The sequence below is a fragment of the Pleomorphomonas diazotrophica genome (assembly GCF_002844595.1).
GTDB classification, from domain to species: domain Bacteria; phylum Pseudomonadota; class Alphaproteobacteria; order Rhizobiales; family Pleomorphomonadaceae; genus Pleomorphomonas; species Pleomorphomonas diazotrophica.
Window position 1 is genome coordinate 1,046,780 of sequence record NZ_PJNW01000002.1, and the last position, 14,248, is coordinate 1,061,027.

The following is a 14,248-nucleotide window of genomic DNA, read 5'->3' on the forward strand; positions in this document are numbered from 1 at the left end:
CGCCTCCGTCAGTTTCCCAGGCGGGCCTTGTCCTCGGCGATCGCCTCGGCATAGGCCCGGTTGAGGGCGGCGCGCACACGGTCCATGTTGTAGAGCTCGCCGAACGTCTTCTCGTCGAAGGCGATCGGGTTGCCCTTGTCGTCGACCACGTTGCGCCAGCCGACCAGCACCCGCCGCACGGCCTCCTTGTCGTGCGCCTCCAGCTCGTCGCCGATCGCTTTCAGTGCCTCTTCGTCGAGGTCCGGCGAGAGCCGCGCCATGATCTGCCGCCGCGCTTCGGCCGAAGCCTTGGCCTCGGCGCGGTCGATCAGCCGAAACTCGGCCTCGAACTCCTGCTCGATCAGCTTTCCCGGCTTGTCCGGATCCGGCTCGTACACCTTGACCGGCCACCAGAACGTCAGGTTGGGAACGACTTTGAACATGGTTGGAACGCCCTTTGAAACCGCCCAGAGGCGTCACTTGACGGTAATGGTGAACTCGTCGTTGCCCGTGTCCGGCAGGAACATCAGCGGCAGCGTGTTGTTGAGGATGCGCTGCTTCTCGCCATAGGTCGGGCGGCCGATCTGCACCTTCGGCGCGTCGAACTGCACGATGTGGCCAGCGGTCACGCCATGCACCAGCGCCAGCACGCCGGTTGTGTGCGCCTGGGCCGTCGCCAGCCAGTTCTTGGTGGCGAGCGACACCATTTCCAGGATGGCCGAACCGGTCATCTGCCGATCGACGATCTCGACGGCTTCGGCGCCGATCAGGAAGCGCGGCTCCACCTGTCCGCCGAGATCGAAGGTGATGCCCTCGGCAATGCGGCTGGCGCCGTGCAGCGACAGCGTCGTGTTGGCCTTGTTGACCGGCACCGGCTTGATGAAGTCGGTAACGTCCACCGCCGGCAAGGCTACGTCGGCAATCGTGCCGATGAGACCGGTGAAGACGAAGCGGAAGCGCGGAATGGCGCCCGGCTTGACGTCCATCGTCACGGTGCCGCGCGCGTAGACCAGTGCCTGGTTCACGCCGTCGTTGTTGAAATGGATCGTCACCGTTTCCTGGCCGGAGCTGACCGGCGAGTAGACGACGTCCGTGTCGGCCGTCACCACCTCGGCGAGTCCGCAGGCGCGCAGCAGGGGGCCGTAGGCCGGCGCGGTGCCGGCGGCGCCGGCGCCGGCGATCTCCACCTCGCCGGTCAGACGGGCGTAGTTGCCGTCCAGGATGATGCCCTGGTGCCCCATGTAGGGCAGCACCAGGTCGCGGCTGAGGTCGTTGCCGAGCAGCGGTTCAAGGCTGACGTTGACCATCAGCATGGCGTTGGCCGCGCCGGTCGGCGTCGCGTCGGTGCCGGGGGTGGTCTCGATCTTGGCGAGGATCGCCCTGTTGCGCCACTTCTTGGCCATGTCAGTTGCTCCTCTTGGCGGGCTTGGTGGCAGCGGCGGGCGCCACGTCGGTGGTGACCTTCGTCTCGGCCGGGACGGTGACGTCCACCTCGGCGACGGGTTCGGTGCGGCGCGTCAGCGCGCCGGTCTTGGGGTCGCGGCTATACGAGCCGCCCTCGGAAATCCCGGCCATCAGGTCTGTTCCTCCTGGTAGTAGGCGGTGCCATAAGTGTCCTGCCACCACACGGCGCCGCCCTTGGCCTGCACCAGCTCGCCGGAGACGTGCTCCAGCGGCTCGAAGGTGGTGCCGCCAAAGCCGATGAGCTGGGCGCGTTCCCAGGCGAGCATGGTTTCGAGCTCGTCGGCGGCGGGTTCGCCGAGGGGCTCCGCGAGCTGCTCGAATATGATGACAACCGCGATGTCGCAGGCCGTGCGCTGCATCACCGGGCCGTTCATGCGGTCGTTCGGCTCGGACGCCTCCCGCACCATGAACACGTAGCTGGCAGGGAGCTGCGGCGGCCGGTCCGTGAGCTGCGCCAGGGCGACGGCGCCCTCCACCAGGGCGAAGGGCGTTCCGGCCACCAAGAGGCGTTGGCGGATCTCGGCGATCACGGCGTGCCCTCCATGTAGTAGTCGGCGACGATCTGGATGACCTCGCCCTGGTCGTAGTCGTCGAAACCGAGGAACGGACGCGCCGGCACCGTCACCTTGTGCTCGCCGATCGTCACCCAGCTCTCGAAGTTGCTGCGCGAGCGCGAGCGGAAGCGATAGTCGATCCGGTCGGACCGCTTGTCGTAGAAGCGGTAGATCCGCTGGCTTCGGGCGTGCTGGACGATTTCGGCGCCGAACTGGTGCGGGCCGGCATAGATCACGTTGGTGCCGGCCTCGGCGCTGTCGTTGTCCGACGAAGACGTGAGCGAGCCGTAGAGACGGCCGCTCACCCGCAGCATGTGGTCGTAGCCACGCGCCCGGCCGTTCACCCGCCGGTTGGCGGTGCGCGGGCTGAGGCGGCCCCACTTGACGCCACCAGGCCCCGTCTCGCGCTCGATGCGGCGCTGGGATGAGGTGACGAGATAGGCGCCGATCGACGCCATGAGCGGCCGGCGATCGTCGGCCCGCCTGGCGTAGTCGTCGATCGCTTCCAGGACGACGGCGTCGTCGACGGTGATGCTCGCGCCGGCCATCACATGTCCCTCAGGCTCTGGCGGGTGAACACCCGGCCCGACGGGTTGGCCCGGATGACGCCGCCGCCGGCGGCCGCAGGCGCGATGCCTTCGGCTTCGATGACGACGAGTCCCTTCGCCACGTCCTGCAGCCAGGTGGTCGCTTCCTTGTGCGCAAGGTAGACGGGGCTGTCCTTGTCGGCCGCCTTGCCGTGAAGGTAGTAGCGGGCGATATCGCAGGCCTTCTTGGTCAGCGCCTCGGGCACGCTGGTGAGCGGCAGCTGGTAGCGCCGGGCGACGTAGCCGTTGATCGTCGCCTCGGCATCCGTCAGGGCACGTGCCACCACGCTCTCGTCGATCGTCGACGCCGGCTTGTTCGTCCGGTCGGTGAGCTGCACCAGCTCGGTGCGGCCGAAACGGTCGATCAGATCCTGGAGCGTGGCGTAGGCCATCAGAGATACTCGACGGTGAGGTTCGGTTCCTTTTCGAGCAGTGCGAGCTGCTCATCGGAAAAGCGGTCGATCGGATGCTCGACGGGCGCCTTGCTGTGCCGCATGCCCGCCCGGCGGAACCCCTCGATCCGGGACGTGATGCGGATCGTCTTGGGCGTCAGGCCGTCGAACGCGTCGGAGATCCGCTTGCGCGCCACGCCGGCTCCGGTCGCTTGGCTGGCGGTGTCGGTCGCCGGCGGGGGCTCGGGCTGCGACTGCGCCTCGCCGATCGAGGTGTCGGTCGCCGGCAGGTCGCCCGTCGCGGCCTTGCCGGCGGCCTCACCGGTTTCCGTCGCCTGCGCGGGGGCGTTAGCAGCCTCCGCGCTCGACGACGGTGCGCCCTCCATAACGGACGTGGGCCCCGGCTCTGCGGTGTCGGGGGCAACAACGGACGGGAGCCCCCCGGAAAACTCGGTGATGACGGCGCCAAGCGTGCCATCCTCGGCGCGCTGCAGCGGCATGACCGCTTCATGGCCGACGGCGCCGACGGTCGGCTGCTTTGGGATGGCGGGTTTGGTGGTGCGCTTGGCCATGGGTGCCTCTCTCGGAGTTTGCCGGGCCGGTGGCGTTCGCCGGCCTGGGAAACTCCGTCCCGACGCGAGGCCGGGACGGAGGAAGAGACGACGGGACCCACCCGTCGTCAGGCGAGCCAGGGGACGACGAGCAGCTCGGCGGAACCGGCCCACTTGTTGGTTTCGCCGCCGTTGACGAGCTGGGACGCAAGAAGAGCGCGGCCAGCACCTTCGAGGGTGGGCGGCACTACAAGCAGGTTCGGCATCAGGCCGAGCGGACGGCCGTGATCACCCTTCATGCCGCTGATGGCGGCACGCGCCGTCTCGTAGTGCGCGGCGTCCAGCGTCTGCTTCGACCCCCAGGCGAACTGCCAGAAACCGAAGCCGACATTCGAGCGGGCGTCGGCGCCGTATACGAACTCGTTATTGTTGAAGACGTTGTCGTCGTCGGGGTTGTCCTTGGCGACGAACGAGAAGTCCTTGCGGCGCTGGTAGATCAGCGGCTTCAGCGGCCGGTTCGTGCAGAGCAGGAACCAGGGCGTGCCGTCGCCGCCGTCGGTGTTGGCGACGGACTGCTCCTCGCCGTCGGCGTCGAGCACCGGATGATCGGTGTCGAAGAAGTTCTGCCCGTCATAACACTTGCTCGAAAAGCCGTTCTTCAGAAGATCGAACACCAGCTCGTCGGGCAGCGACTGGGTGGACGCGCCCATCTCCTCGAACAGCGGCACATAGATGCCGAGGTTGTCGGTCTCGATGTCGTCCTTGTCGACCGCGACGGTCAGCTCCCACTTCTTCTCCTTGATGGAGTAGTCGTGCTGCTCGAGCGAGTGGACGAGGCGAGCCCCGATCCATTCCCGAACCTTCGGGATCTTGCCGAGCCAGCCGTACTTCTGTTCCTTCTGGCTCGCCGGCACCACGGTGGCGACACGCGGATACTGCGACGGCGCCTGGCCGAGACCACGCTGATAGGCGGCCGAGTAGCCGACGCGCAGGCTGTTGAGATTGGCGGCATTGACTTCCATGGGAGTCCCCTGGGCGTGGTTGAGTGAGGCGGCGCCGGCGGCGCCGTCAGATGGTGGAGATCTCGAAGGTGACGACGGCGGCCGAAGCCGTGGCATTGGTGCCGCCCACCGTGACGGACAGGCCGTCGCCGGCGGCCACCACGTTGGCGGCCGAGGGCGTGGCGCTGTCGACATCGCCGGCGGCCGAACCCGCCTGGGTGACGGTGATGACACCGTCGGTCACCGCCGTGGCGCCGATCTTGGCGGTCAGCGTGGCGTCGCCCGTGGTGAGGGCGCCCTCGATCACCGACCAGATCTTGGTGATGCGGCCGGCCACCGGTGCAACGACGCGATAGACGTTGCTGCCGACCAGCGTCGCCACCCGGGTGGAGACGTAGGTCTTGCCGTTCTTGATCGCGGCGCCGAGGTCGTCCTCGCAGAACTCGATGACGACACCCTGGTCGTCCACATCGCGGATGAAACCGGCCGGCGACCGAGTGAAGCCGCCAGAGGTCTTAGCCACCGTCTGATCGTCGACGACATAGGCGAGATTGCCGATATCGGCGATGGTGATCTCGTCGGTAGACGCCGAGTTGGCGAAGCGGAAGCAACCCTCGCGCACGTCGATGCGGAGGTCGCCCGCCGAGCCGTCGGAGTTGTCGACCCGGAGCATAGCGACGCCGGCGCCGCGCAGACCGAGGGCCGTCTGGCCCTTGACCGCGTAGCCCGAGGCGTTGCGCATGACGATGCCGCCGGCAAAGATCAGCGCCGAGGCGGCGAGCAGCATGCTCTTGATGTCGCCGCTGGCGCGCGGCGTGTTGCGATCCTTGGTGAGGGCGGTCATCAGCCTTGCTCCTTCTCGCTGGCCCTGGCCTTCAGGAACTCTTCCTTGCTGAGGCCGAGCGCCCGCATGGCGGAAACGTCGCTGTCGCTGAGATCGGCCTCGCCGGTGGCGGGCTTCTGGCCCTTCACCTGAGCCGAGGTCAGCACCGGCGCGGCCGACACGAACGCCTTGAAGGCGGTGACGTCGGCGGTGTGCAGCGAGATCGCCCAGTCGCGCAGCGCCGGCACGATCTTGCCGGCCTTGATGGCGTCGTCGACGTCGGTCTCGGCGGCCGACTTGGCGATGTTCGCCTTCAGCGCATTCAGGTCCGCCTGCAGGGCGGTCACCTGGGCGACGGGCACGAACTTCGTCGGGTCGGGCGCGGCGGTTGCGGCGGCCGTCATGGCCGAGGTCATCGCGGCGGTGATGTCGCCGATCGGCGTCCCCTCCGGCTTGCCGACCAGGGCGGCCATCGCCGAAACGCCGGCAACGATCGATTGGGCGGCCGTGTAGACGGCGTCGTCGGTGGCGTCCTCGGGCAGGCCGAGGAGCTTCTTCAGCTTGGGATGCATGGGATCTCGATCCTCTGCGGGTTGAAAGATTTCCACCGCGTGGGCCGACACCTCGGCCATCTGCAGGTTGGGAACGTTGGTCAGGCTGGCCATGTTCAAGCCCAGCACGTGGCCGTCGGCCGTGTGAAACAACACCGGCGACAGATAGCGGTACTCCTTGGCGGCGATCGCGGCCGCGGCGTTGGCGGTCCACTCGACGCGGCCATAGAGGCCGTCGTCGCGAGCCTCGATCTCCTTCACCCAGCCGGCGGCCGGCGCCGGCTTGCCGCTCTCGGCCGCTTTCAGCGTCTGGTGCTCGTAGTCGATCACCATTTCGGTGGCGCCGTGATAGCGGCGGGTCGCCTCGGCGATCTTTTCGATGCGCGCCTTGTTGCCTGCGATGAACGGACCGCGCCCGTCGCGGCCCGAAAAGGTTCCGGCCGGCATCAGCTGCACCCACGGCTGGGCGCTATCGCCGAGTTCAACGACGAAAGCGGACGCAAGCAGCTTGGAGCGGGTTGAGGCGGTTTTCAGCATGGGTCGACCATCCCAAATCAGGCATGGCCGAAACACCCACGCACATGCGTGAGGGGACCTCGGCTGTGTCAGCCGGGGTGATCGATCATCGCATCTGGATTAAAACGAGTTTCAAACGGGAAAATTCGTCCGTGGAGCCTCGTTCTGGGTCTGGAGGCTACACCGCTACCCCCAAACCTTGCAATGCCGTCCTGAGGCGAATTTCGCCAATGTCCCTTCGATGGTCACGGTATCGCTCCCTCGATCGGCGAGAACGTCGAAAGATCGAGCAGCGAAACGCGATCGACGAGCATGTAGGACCGCACCGAAAATGCCTCGATCGGCGTGCCGGCCTTGACTGCCTTGCGCCGGTAGGCGACCCGGAGGGCCAGCAAGCGGCCGTTGGCGATGAGGCGCGATGCCAGCACGTAAACCAGCGAGCTGTCCCGCCTGTCGAGCATCACGGCGGTCGGCCTGGCGAGCGCCTCAGGCAGGTTGGCGAGCAGCGCGGCGACCGTCTCGCCGTCCGCTTCGGCCGCTGTTGCGCTCTTCATGCTCCGGGCCACCTTGCGGGTGATGATGACCGCTGCGCTTGCTGGCGAGCTGCCACGCCGCCCGAGATCCTCCAGCACCTTTTGCGAGACCGTTCCGACGACCACCGTATCCGGCGCTGACGGACGTCGCCGATCGGCGGCCATGAACCAGGACCGGAACGCCTCGGGGTCGGTGGCGTCGTCATAGGCTGCAGCCAGCCTGGGCGGCGCTGTCACAAGCTTCTCCGCCCGGCGCAGCGCGGCCTCGATCGCCGCCTTGCCGGGGTTGTAGGCCCAGCCGGGGTCGATGCCGTCCGGCACCCGGGTAACTTCGCCGGTCCGCGTGTTGACAAAGTCGCGGAAGGTATCCTGCGGCGGCTCAAACTTCAGGACCTCGCCTTCGCGCTTTAGGCGATCGATGTCGCGCTGGCTGAGGCTCTGCAGAGTGCAGCGGCATCCCCAGCCGCAGGGCGGCGCCCAGGTGTCCCAGTAGGGATGGTCGACCGGCAGCACCAGATTGTGCCGGGCCCGGTGCGCCGGCCGCGTCCGCTCGTCCAGGATGGCGACATAGCGGAGGAAGGGCCGGCTGGCCTTGTTGCGCTCGAAGGCCGACCAGTGGCCGGCGGCGTAGGACACCCTCAAGTTGGTTTCAAAGATGGTTTTGAGGCGCTTCAGGCTGCCGAGCTGGACGACGCGCTCCTCGCCGGTGAGCGGGTCGGTGGCGAGCTTGCGACCCCACCACCCCTTATCTGTCAGCACCGGCCGCAGCGACCGCGAGAACTCCTCGAGGGTCTTGCCGTCGGCGAGCGCCGCCGTCATCGCCTTGTCGATGTCGGTGAGAATGTCGAAGCCGGCCGACTTGGCGACGGTGAAGGCCTCGGCATGGTCCTGCTCGAACAGATCCTGCCAGTTGAAACTCTCGGTCAGGTTCTTTCGCCGGCGGCCGTAGGCGGCGATCGCCTCGGCCGGCGCCAGGGGCTTCAGCACTACCGCCATGTCAGCCCTCGTCGCTCAAGGGCTCGTCGGCCTCGCCGGCGAGGCGCGCGGCGAACATCAGCCGCGCCAACAGCTCGGCCATCGCGTCGGTGCCCATCCCCCGGAAATGATCGGCCAGGATCCGCCGTGCCTCCTCGGGCGATCCGGCCGCGCCGATCTTCGCCTCCAGGCCGTCGATCATCGGAGAGACCATTTCCTCCCAGCCGTCGTCGACGCTGACGATTACCGCGTCGTCGATCGCGTCGGTGGGCGGCGCGCTCGCCCTCTGCGCCGACGTCTTGGCGGCAGGCGGCATTGGAGGATCTTGGTTATCGGGTTTGCCGTCGGACACGGGCGGCTGCGCCGACGGTCGCAGGATTTCTTCCTCGGGCTTCGGCTCGACTATGCCGAGCTTGTCGTAGATCGTCGCCACACCGACGCGCAGGCCAAACGGCACCATCTTGGCGATGTTGCTGGTCAGCTTGTCGACGTCGACCTCGTCCGGCCGGCCGATGCGGATCTTCGGATACTTCCGGCGCGGTCCGCGATTGAGATCGATCAGCGGGCGCACCAAGTCGCGGTTGAGCGTTGCCGCCAGTTGCTTCGCGTCCGATCGCTCGATGTCCTCGCGAACGCCGTCGTGGATCTTGCCCACGGCATAGCCGCCGGCGATCGCGTCGGTGGTGCCGGTCTGGCCAAGCACCAGCTTGCTCACCTGTCGATCGAGCCAGTCGGCGCGCTTCTCGTAGAGCTCGTGGCTACCCTGCACGTCGGCCTTGATGAACTCGATTAGCATGCTCTCGGGCACGATCGCCGAGTAGTCGGTTCCGATGTTGGTCACGGCTTCCAGCAGGATGTCCTTGTCCGCGTCCGAGGTGCCCTCGCCGTACTTGCCGAGCCGCAGCGGCTGGCCGTAGGCCTCGCAGAAGATCGCCCAGTCCTTGGTGGTGAACGCCTTGAACAGGTAGGTCCAGGCAACGGCACGTGCGATGCCGCCACGGATCGGCAGGCCGCTTTTCACCTTGGCCGTGTGCCAGATCCATTTGTAAGGCGCCAGGGGCAGATTGACGGCGCTGTCTCTCAGGTAAGGGGTCTCGCCGTCGACCAGGTCGAACGTGAACCAGGTCGGGTCGCGCCACTTCAGCGCCTTCGGCATCCATTGCCGCTCCGACGTGTCCCAGATGATTTCCGTCCCGGAAAAGCCCTTGCCGGTGGCGTCGAGGATGTCGATCAGCTCGGTCTCGAACTCGTCCCGCTCGGTCACTTCGCGAACCAGCGCGGCATCGGCTAGGCTCTCTGCGTCTTCGCCAGCCGGCTTGATGGTGATTTCAAGTCCGGCGACCTGGCGCTTTCGGATGCCGAGTACGCCGGCGTAATGAAGGTCGCGCTCCTCCATGTCCTCGGCCAACGCCAGATAGCCTTCCGGATCGCCCAGCACCGCCTGCTTCATCAGCCGGGCAAGGCGCCCCGGCGTCAAACCGGCTGCCTGGTCATAAGCGCGCGGCCTCCTCACGCTCGCGACCGTCGGCCCGCCCTGTTCCTTCTTGAGCGCCGCCATGTCGATCGGGCGCTCATACTGATCGAGCAACGGCATCAGAATGTTCCTTTCGAACGGCGATAACGAGAAAGGCGCTGGCGGCCGAAACGTGAATCGGCGGTGTCGTCGAGGCTCGCGCTGTCCCGCGCCTCGTCGAACTTCGATTGCTTGGTTTCGGCGCGCCGATAGGAAAACTCCTGCCACGGCCTATCCGACGCATAGTGCGCCAGCACCGCCGCGATCGCCGCGTCGCCGTGGCGCTTGCGTTTCTTGGCGCTGACTGCGCCTTCGCCGCGTTCGTTTGTGCGAAGCGTCGAGAGACGCGCCACGCCGTCGACGAGCTTGATGGCGCTGAAGTCGCCCTGCACGTCGGCGTGCCGGGGCAGCGACATGCCGACACCTTCGAGGGTGCGTTTGAGCGGCGGCATGTTGATCCGATACCAGTCGATCGAGAACTTGATCTGTTCGACGCGGCTCATGCCGAACTTCTGGGCAGTCTTTTCGGCCAACGATGCTCCGTTGCCGCCGGCATCCATCGCGCCCTTGACCAGGCGCGGCAGGCGCTTGCAGATCCAGAACACAACCTGCTCCTGCTGGTCGAACGGAATGTTCCGCATCTCCAGGATGAACGGCGTCTGTTTGAACAGCGTGTCCTCGATCTGCACCGGCCAGAACACGCTGAGGTCGGCCACGCGGCCGAAGTCCATGCCGAAGGCGGTCCGCAGCTTCGGATTGAGCCGTTCCAGCAAGGGAGCGACGTCGCGCTCCAGGAACTCCATCGCCGCCGCCCGGCGCTGCTCCTCGGGGCGCGCCGCGAACTCCGTCGGCATCTCCCAGCGCACGACAGGGATCTCCGACCTCATGCAGTTGGAGATCACGCCCGGCAAGATCCACGAGCCAGACCCCTCCGACGGAATGCAGAACAGCTCCTCGTCGGCGGCCTCGTCATAGTCGGCGATGACGCCGGCGCGCCATTCGGCCTCCTTCTCGATGCTCCACTCTTCGCCCTTGCGCTGACAAATGCGCTGATAAAGCCCGCCCTCCAAGGCGTCATCAAAGTCGATACGAACCAGGCCATACGGCAGCCGGCCGGCCCTGATGTCCTCGATCTTGCGGTTGAAGGGGTTGGCCTGGCCGTCATGGGTGGAGATGACCACCACCATGCCGCCCCAGATCGTGAGCGCGATCGCAGCCTTCATCAGCTCTTCGAGATCATCGTGGAAGGCGGCTTCGTCGATGATGACATAGCCGGCCTTGCCGCGCAGCGAGCGCGGCGACGACGGTAGCGCCACGACTTCAAAGCCAGATGCAAACTTGATCCGGAAGGCCTTGATTTGGCGAGTTTCCTTGGTTTTCGGGTCGTAGTCATCGAAAACCCACTCGCCGGCCTCGATCGCCACCTCGGCAACGAGCTTTGCCCACATGCCGACGACGTCGATGAACTCCCTTGCCATCTCGAGGTTGTAGCCGATGTACCAGACGTCCATGCCGCCGGCCTTGGCCTCGGCGCCGGCGACGAGGGCAGCGTCCAGCGCAAACGCCCAAGTCAGCCCGGTGCGGCGCGACTTTTCGATGAAGGTGACGGAGTATTGCAGGCGTGTCCGGATCGACTGCTTCTGGTAGGGAAGCAGAACGTCCATAACCGGAAGCATCGCCAGCTCGGGCGGCAGCCCGTAGAGCGACTGCCGCCGAAGCTCTGCCCACTCTTCCTCGGTAATCGCCCGGCCGACCTTGAAGTCGTCGCCATCGGGAAGCGCGCTCATCACACCTCCTTGTCGATGCCGAGTTCAGTCCTGAAGCGCTTGACGATGTCGCGGGACATGCCGGTCTTGCCTGTGACCTTCTCGATGGCGGCACTGGCCTTTTCGAGCTTCTCGTCCACTTCCTTTGCCAGTTGGCGCCGGCGGTTGCTCGAGACGGTTTGCGCCTGGCTGGCGGCCGCCAGGGCTCTCGCCAGTTCCATCGCGCCTTTCGGGTCGATACCCGCTTCGCCGGCTTCGGTCAGCACCTCAAACACCAGGGTCTTGATCGCCTCGGCGGCAATGACGGTGAGATTGTCGGACGAGTCGGGGTCAAACTTCTCAGCGAGGGTCGCGGCGATCTCGCGCGTCTGATCGAGGCGGCGACTGACGGTGGCGAGCTTGATCGAGTGCCGGTTGAACGCCGAGAAACTCGGAATGGTGAAATCCAGCTCGCCCCTGTGCTCCGCCGCGAGCTGCTCCAGCTTGAGGACGAACTCCTCGTAGATCTCCGTCTGCGTGCGGTTGCGGTCGCGCAGTTGCTCGGCCGCCCAGGCGATGACCGGCGAACACTCCTCGGGCAGCAGCTCTATGCCGGACAGCCGGCCCCGGCCGGCGCGCGCGGCCATCACACCCTCGGCAGACTGGGGCGCTTCACCCCGTCGAGAAAGGCTCGGCGGTCGACATGGTCCTGGCCGCGCTGGGTGAGCTGCCCCACCAGCACGGTGCCAGCCTCGGTGACCTCGATCGCGCCGAGCTGCTCAAGAGACCGCATCTCGGCCTGCACCCACTCGCGTGTGCGGGTGATGCCATAGGCCTCCATGTTCTGGCGCAGAAGCTCGGAGTTCAGACGGCCGCCCGGCTCTCCGGAGAGTGTCCTGAGGATGATGAGGCGCGCCTCCTCACGGATGATCCTGTCCATGTCGCCCATGTCACTTGCCTTGCTTGAGGAGCCACTGTTCCAGTCTGTCCGAGGTCGCGGCTGCGGACTCCACATGTGCTGTCAGCGCCTTCAGATCGCCCCGCATTTCGGACACGCTGAGTGCCAGCTGGTGGAAGGTCTCGGTGTCGGGCAGATGGGCCAGGTCGTTCTCCACCTTTGCCAACCTCACGCTGATATCGTCGACGCGCGATGAAACCGCCTTGGTCGGGCTGGTCAGCAGCACCCAAACGGCTGTCGCCATTGACAACAAGGCTGCGGCCGGCCCGGCCCAGATCCTCAGTTCTTCCATCATTTGGCGAGCCTCTCCGCCTCGTAGAATTCCTGGCATTCGATGCAGCGCTTCGCCCAGGGCGCGGCGATGCGGCGGTCCGCCGGAATGGCGTCGCCGCAGTCGATGCAGTTCTCGGTGCCCGGCGCTGCCACGGCGGCCTTGGCCGCGTCGATCCGCTTCTGGCGCTCCGCTTCAACACGCTCTTCGGCTTGCTGCTTCAGCTCTTCGACGTTCACGGGTCACCTCCGGCCGCGTCGATGGCGTCGATCGCCGCCCGCCGGCGCTGCTCGCAGATCCGAAGCGCGCCCCTGTCGCGGCCCCAGAGGGCCGTCGTCTCGGCTTCGCTGATTGCCCGGTCGGGCACGGTCACGGGGGCGGCGCACGGGCGGCGCGATTCCGCCGGCGCGGTCACCGTTACGGTCGCCTTGGCTTCCACCTTGGGAAGCTCGGGGATCGTTGAGCAGGCGGACGCGATCGCGACTGAGGCCGCAATCATCAGCGCCAGGCAGAGCCGCATTCTGGGCCTCCATCTCGGCTTGTTGGTCTTTGACCTTGCGGTCGGCCTCGGCCAGTTCCGCGTCTTTCTGCGCCGCCATCCGGGCCAGCGAGAGCGCTGCGGCCGACACCTTGGCGTTGGCCTCGGCGATCTGGCCCTGCCAGTACGCGTCGCGGGCCGTCTTGGCCTCTTCCCGCGCCGTCTCGATCATGCTGTTGAGCTTCGCGATGCCGAGGGCGAAAAGGGCCGCCGCCGCGAGCGCCACGGCGGCAGCGATGAGGAACGGCAGGGCTTTGCCGGTCATCCACGCAATCATGGCCCGGCTCCCGGCTGGTCTCGCGCATGGAAAGGGGGCTCGGGCTCGCCGCGCTCCTGGCTGGCCGCGAAATCCTTGGAACCGTAGTGGCGATGAATGCCCAGCGTGCCGCCGATCAGCAGCACCATGCTAGGCAAGGCGATGTTGGCGAAGGCAACGGCCTGGTCGGAACCGGTGACCGCGCCGAAGGCGAGCAGCACGATCACCGCCCAGGCCATGAAGCAGTTGAGCCAGATCGCGCGCTTGGTGGTCGAGTAGGTCGGGCGCTGCATGTCAGGCCTCGTTCTTGGAAAGGGGCGAACCGTCGGGTTTCAGCATCACGCGGATGCCGATCGGCGGCGTCACGGTGGTCGGCCAGCGGATCCCGCCTTCGACCAGGCGCTCCTTGGCGATCCAGGTCAGCGAAACCGAGTTGGACTGATTGCCGCCGAGGACGCGGTAGGCCGTCATCGTCTCGCCGACATAGAGGCCGACGTGGCCGCCACCTTCGCGGCTGAACACCAGCACGGCGCCGAGGGACGGCACGTTGAGCCTCCGGCCGAACGATGCCCAGGCCTTGGCCGACAGTGGATTGGAGGGGAGCAGCTCGTCGGGCAGCGTCGCTCCCATCACATGAGCCATGAACAGGCCGCACCAGGGGATGTCGTCGTTCTTGAAGAAGCCCGCCACCCAGCCGCCGATCACCCTGGCCCAGCCCATGATCGTCGGGTTCGCTGCAGGGCCGGCGATCTCCTTCAGGCCCATGAACCGCCGCGCCTCGCGCAGCCAAACCGGCTCGGCCGGCGGTGAGACCGGATCGTCGCTGTCGGCGCGCAGCATCACCACGGTGGCGGTGTCGGCTTTGCCGGTCACCGCGAGGTGGCGCTTGACCTGAAATGCCTTCAGCGCGGCGATGACGCCCCGGCCGTGGCTGTCGTCGGCAGCGCCCTTGTAGACGCCATGCGCCGTCAGGCGCTCGATCAGCCAAGCGTCAAAGCTCTGGGCACCCGCCATTCTTGACCCCTCTTGAAATCCGCTGCA

Annotated in this window: 20 protein-coding genes; all 20 read right to left on the reverse strand. The window is 66.7% G+C overall.

The window, feature by feature from the left end:
- Positions 1 to 8 precede the first annotated feature (8 nt).
- Positions 9 to 422: a phage tail assembly chaperone gene (locus CXZ10_RS05845; RefSeq protein ID WP_101288132.1), complete on the reverse strand. Its 414-nt coding sequence runs from the start codon at positions 420 to 422 to the stop codon at positions 9 to 11.
- 33 nt (positions 423 to 455) lie between these two features.
- Positions 456 to 1,382 carry a phage tail tube protein gene (locus CXZ10_RS05850; protein ID WP_101288133.1) on the reverse strand — a complete coding sequence of 309 codons (927 nt, stop codon included), beginning with the start codon at positions 1,380 to 1,382 and terminating at the stop codon, positions 456 to 458.
- A 1-nt stretch (position 1,383) separates the two neighbouring features.
- Positions 1,384 to 1,554 (reverse strand): hypothetical protein, encoded by a 171-nt coding sequence (locus tag CXZ10_RS21460; RefSeq protein WP_180335870.1) that lies wholly within the window; start codon positions 1,552 to 1,554, stop codon positions 1,384 to 1,386.
- Positions 1,554 to 1,973 (reverse strand): phage tail terminator protein, encoded by a 420-nt coding sequence (locus tag CXZ10_RS05855; RefSeq protein WP_101288134.1) that lies wholly within the window; start codon positions 1,971 to 1,973, stop codon positions 1,554 to 1,556. Before CXZ10_RS05855 ends, CXZ10_RS21460 begins: the two co-directional genes overlap by 1 nt.
- Positions 1,970 to 2,545 (reverse strand): phage virion morphogenesis protein, encoded by a 576-nt coding sequence (locus CXZ10_RS05860; protein WP_101288135.1) that lies wholly within the window; start codon positions 2,543 to 2,545, stop codon positions 1,970 to 1,972. The genes CXZ10_RS05855 and CXZ10_RS05860 overlap by 4 nt, the downstream gene beginning before the upstream one ends.
- Complete coding sequence (locus tag CXZ10_RS05865) at positions 2,545 to 2,976, reverse strand: gp436 family protein (RefSeq protein WP_101288136.1); 432 nt, start codon at positions 2,974 to 2,976, stop codon at positions 2,545 to 2,547. Before CXZ10_RS05865 ends, CXZ10_RS05860 begins: the two co-directional genes overlap by 1 nt.
- Entirely contained in the window at positions 2,976 to 3,548 is a 573-nt protein-coding gene (locus CXZ10_RS05870; RefSeq protein WP_101288137.1) for an HI1506-related protein, read from the reverse strand. Before CXZ10_RS05870 ends, CXZ10_RS05865 begins: the two co-directional genes overlap by 1 nt.
- Before the next feature lie 107 nt (positions 3,549 to 3,655).
- The gene (locus CXZ10_RS05875; protein WP_101288138.1) at positions 3,656 to 4,549 is read right to left on the reverse strand and encodes a Mu-like prophage major head subunit gpT family protein; all 894 of its coding nucleotides are present in this window, start codon (positions 4,547 to 4,549) and stop codon (positions 3,656 to 3,658) included.
- Between the two features lie 46 nt (positions 4,550 to 4,595).
- On the reverse strand, positions 4,596 to 5,372 hold the full coding sequence (locus tag CXZ10_RS21760) for a hypothetical protein (protein WP_244617064.1): 777 nt from the start codon (positions 5,370 to 5,372) through the stop codon (positions 4,596 to 4,598).
- Positions 5,372 to 6,439, reverse strand: coding sequence for a phage protease (locus CXZ10_RS05885; RefSeq protein WP_101288139.1), 1,068 nt, complete (start codon positions 6,437 to 6,439; stop codon positions 5,372 to 5,374). The genes CXZ10_RS21760 and CXZ10_RS05885 overlap by 1 nt, the downstream gene beginning before the upstream one ends.
- 224 nt (positions 6,440 to 6,663) lie before the next feature.
- Positions 6,664 to 7,947 carry a phage head morphogenesis protein gene (locus tag CXZ10_RS05890; protein ID WP_101288140.1) on the reverse strand — a complete coding sequence of 428 codons (1,284 nt, stop codon included), beginning with the start codon at positions 7,945 to 7,947 and terminating at the stop codon, positions 6,664 to 6,666.
- A gap of 1 nt (position 7,948) precedes the next feature.
- On the reverse strand, positions 7,949 to 9,520 hold the full coding sequence (locus CXZ10_RS05895; protein ID WP_244617063.1) for a DUF935 domain-containing protein: 1,572 nt from the start codon (positions 9,518 to 9,520) through the stop codon (positions 7,949 to 7,951).
- Complete coding sequence (locus tag CXZ10_RS05900; protein WP_101288141.1) at positions 9,520 to 11,226, reverse strand: hypothetical protein; 1,707 nt, start codon at positions 11,224 to 11,226, stop codon at positions 9,520 to 9,522. Before CXZ10_RS05900 ends, CXZ10_RS05895 begins: the two co-directional genes overlap by 1 nt.
- Positions 11,226 to 11,831, reverse strand: a complete 606-nt coding sequence (locus tag CXZ10_RS05905; RefSeq protein ID WP_101288142.1) for a phage protein Gp27 family protein — start codon at positions 11,829 to 11,831, stop codon at positions 11,226 to 11,228. The genes CXZ10_RS05900 and CXZ10_RS05905 overlap by 1 nt, the downstream gene beginning before the upstream one ends.
- Positions 11,831 to 12,133 (reverse strand): VpaChn25_0724 family phage protein, encoded by a 303-nt coding sequence (locus CXZ10_RS05910; protein WP_244617062.1) that lies wholly within the window; start codon positions 12,131 to 12,133, stop codon positions 11,831 to 11,833. The genes CXZ10_RS05905 and CXZ10_RS05910 overlap by 1 nt, the downstream gene beginning before the upstream one ends.
- Position 12,134: 1 nt before the next feature.
- Complete coding sequence (locus CXZ10_RS05915; RefSeq protein ID WP_180335871.1) at positions 12,135 to 12,437, reverse strand: DUF2730 family protein; 303 nt, start codon at positions 12,435 to 12,437, stop codon at positions 12,135 to 12,137.
- Positions 12,434 to 12,652 carry a TraR/DksA C4-type zinc finger protein gene (locus tag CXZ10_RS05920; protein ID WP_101288144.1) on the reverse strand — a complete coding sequence of 73 codons (219 nt, stop codon included), beginning with the start codon at positions 12,650 to 12,652 and terminating at the stop codon, positions 12,434 to 12,436. Before CXZ10_RS05920 ends, CXZ10_RS05915 begins: the two co-directional genes overlap by 4 nt.
- 3 nt (positions 12,653 to 12,655) lie before the next feature.
- Positions 12,656 to 13,228: a hypothetical protein gene (locus CXZ10_RS21465; protein ID WP_180335872.1), complete on the reverse strand. Its 573-nt coding sequence runs from the start codon at positions 13,226 to 13,228 to the stop codon at positions 12,656 to 12,658.
- Positions 13,225 to 13,500 (reverse strand): NAD(P)+ transhydrogenase beta chain, encoded by a 276-nt coding sequence (locus tag CXZ10_RS05930; protein WP_180335873.1) that lies wholly within the window; start codon positions 13,498 to 13,500, stop codon positions 13,225 to 13,227. Before CXZ10_RS05930 ends, CXZ10_RS21465 begins: the two co-directional genes overlap by 4 nt.
- Before the next feature lies 1 nt (position 13,501).
- Positions 13,502 to 14,221, reverse strand: coding sequence for a TIGR02594 family protein (locus CXZ10_RS05935; RefSeq protein ID WP_101288145.1), 720 nt, complete (start codon positions 14,219 to 14,221; stop codon positions 13,502 to 13,504).
- Between the last annotated feature and the right edge of the window lie 27 nt (positions 14,222 to 14,248).

What these genes read in the sequence shown, in the direction of transcription:
- CXZ10_RS05845 (WP_101288132.1), bottom strand. Translation starts at nt 422, where the DNA reads ATGTTCAAAGTCGTTCCCAACCTGACGTTCTGGTGGCCGGTCAAGGTG.
- CXZ10_RS05850 (WP_101288133.1), bottom strand. Translation starts at nt 1,382, where the DNA reads ATGGCCAAGAAGTGGCGCAACAGGGCGATCCTCGCCAAGATCGAGACC.
- CXZ10_RS21460 (WP_180335870.1), bottom strand. Translation starts at nt 1,554, where the DNA reads ATGGCCGGGATTTCCGAGGGCGGCTCGTATAGCCGCGACCCCAAGACC.
- CXZ10_RS05860 (WP_101288135.1), bottom strand. Translation starts at nt 2,545, where the DNA reads ATGGCCGGCGCGAGCATCACCGTCGACGACGCCGTCGTCCTGGAAGCG.
- CXZ10_RS05865 (WP_101288136.1), bottom strand. Translation starts at nt 2,976, where the DNA reads ATGGCCTACGCCACGCTCCAGGATCTGATCGACCGTTTCGGCCGCACC.
- CXZ10_RS05870 (WP_101288137.1), bottom strand. Translation starts at nt 3,548, where the DNA reads ATGGCCAAGCGCACCACCAAACCCGCCATCCCAAAGCAGCCGACCGTC.
- CXZ10_RS05875 (WP_101288138.1), bottom strand. Translation starts at nt 4,549, where the DNA reads ATGGAAGTCAATGCCGCCAATCTCAACAGCCTGCGCGTCGGCTACTCG.
- CXZ10_RS21760 (WP_244617064.1), bottom strand. Translation starts at nt 5,372, where the DNA reads ATGACCGCCCTCACCAAGGATCGCAACACGCCGCGCGCCAGCGGCGAC.
- CXZ10_RS05885 (WP_101288139.1), bottom strand. Translation starts at nt 6,439, where the DNA reads ATGCTGAAAACCGCCTCAACCCGCTCCAAGCTGCTTGCGTCCGCTTTC.
- CXZ10_RS05890 (WP_101288140.1), bottom strand. Translation starts at nt 7,947, where the DNA reads ATGGCGGTAGTGCTGAAGCCCCTGGCGCCGGCCGAGGCGATCGCCGCC.
- CXZ10_RS05895 (WP_244617063.1), bottom strand. Translation starts at nt 9,520, where the DNA reads ATGCCGTTGCTCGATCAGTATGAGCGCCCGATCGACATGGCGGCGCTC.
- CXZ10_RS05900 (WP_101288141.1), bottom strand. Translation starts at nt 11,226, where the DNA reads ATGAGCGCGCTTCCCGATGGCGACGACTTCAAGGTCGGCCGGGCGATT.
- CXZ10_RS05905 (WP_101288142.1), bottom strand. Translation starts at nt 11,831, where the DNA reads ATGGCCGCGCGCGCCGGCCGGGGCCGGCTGTCCGGCATAGAGCTGCTG.
- CXZ10_RS05910 (WP_244617062.1), bottom strand. Translation starts at nt 12,133, where the DNA reads ATGGGCGACATGGACAGGATCATCCGTGAGGAGGCGCGCCTCATCATC.
- CXZ10_RS05915 (WP_180335871.1), bottom strand. Translation starts at nt 12,437, where the DNA reads ATGATGGAAGAACTGAGGATCTGGGCCGGGCCGGCCGCAGCCTTGTTG.
- CXZ10_RS21465 (WP_180335872.1), bottom strand. Translation starts at nt 13,228, where the DNA reads ATGATTGCGTGGATGACCGGCAAAGCCCTGCCGTTCCTCATCGCTGCC.
- CXZ10_RS05930 (WP_180335873.1), bottom strand. Translation starts at nt 13,500, where the DNA reads ATGCAGCGCCCGACCTACTCGACCACCAAGCGCGCGATCTGGCTCAAC.
- CXZ10_RS05935 (WP_101288145.1), bottom strand. Translation starts at nt 14,221, where the DNA reads ATGGCGGGTGCCCAGAGCTTTGACGCTTGGCTGATCGAGCGCCTGACG.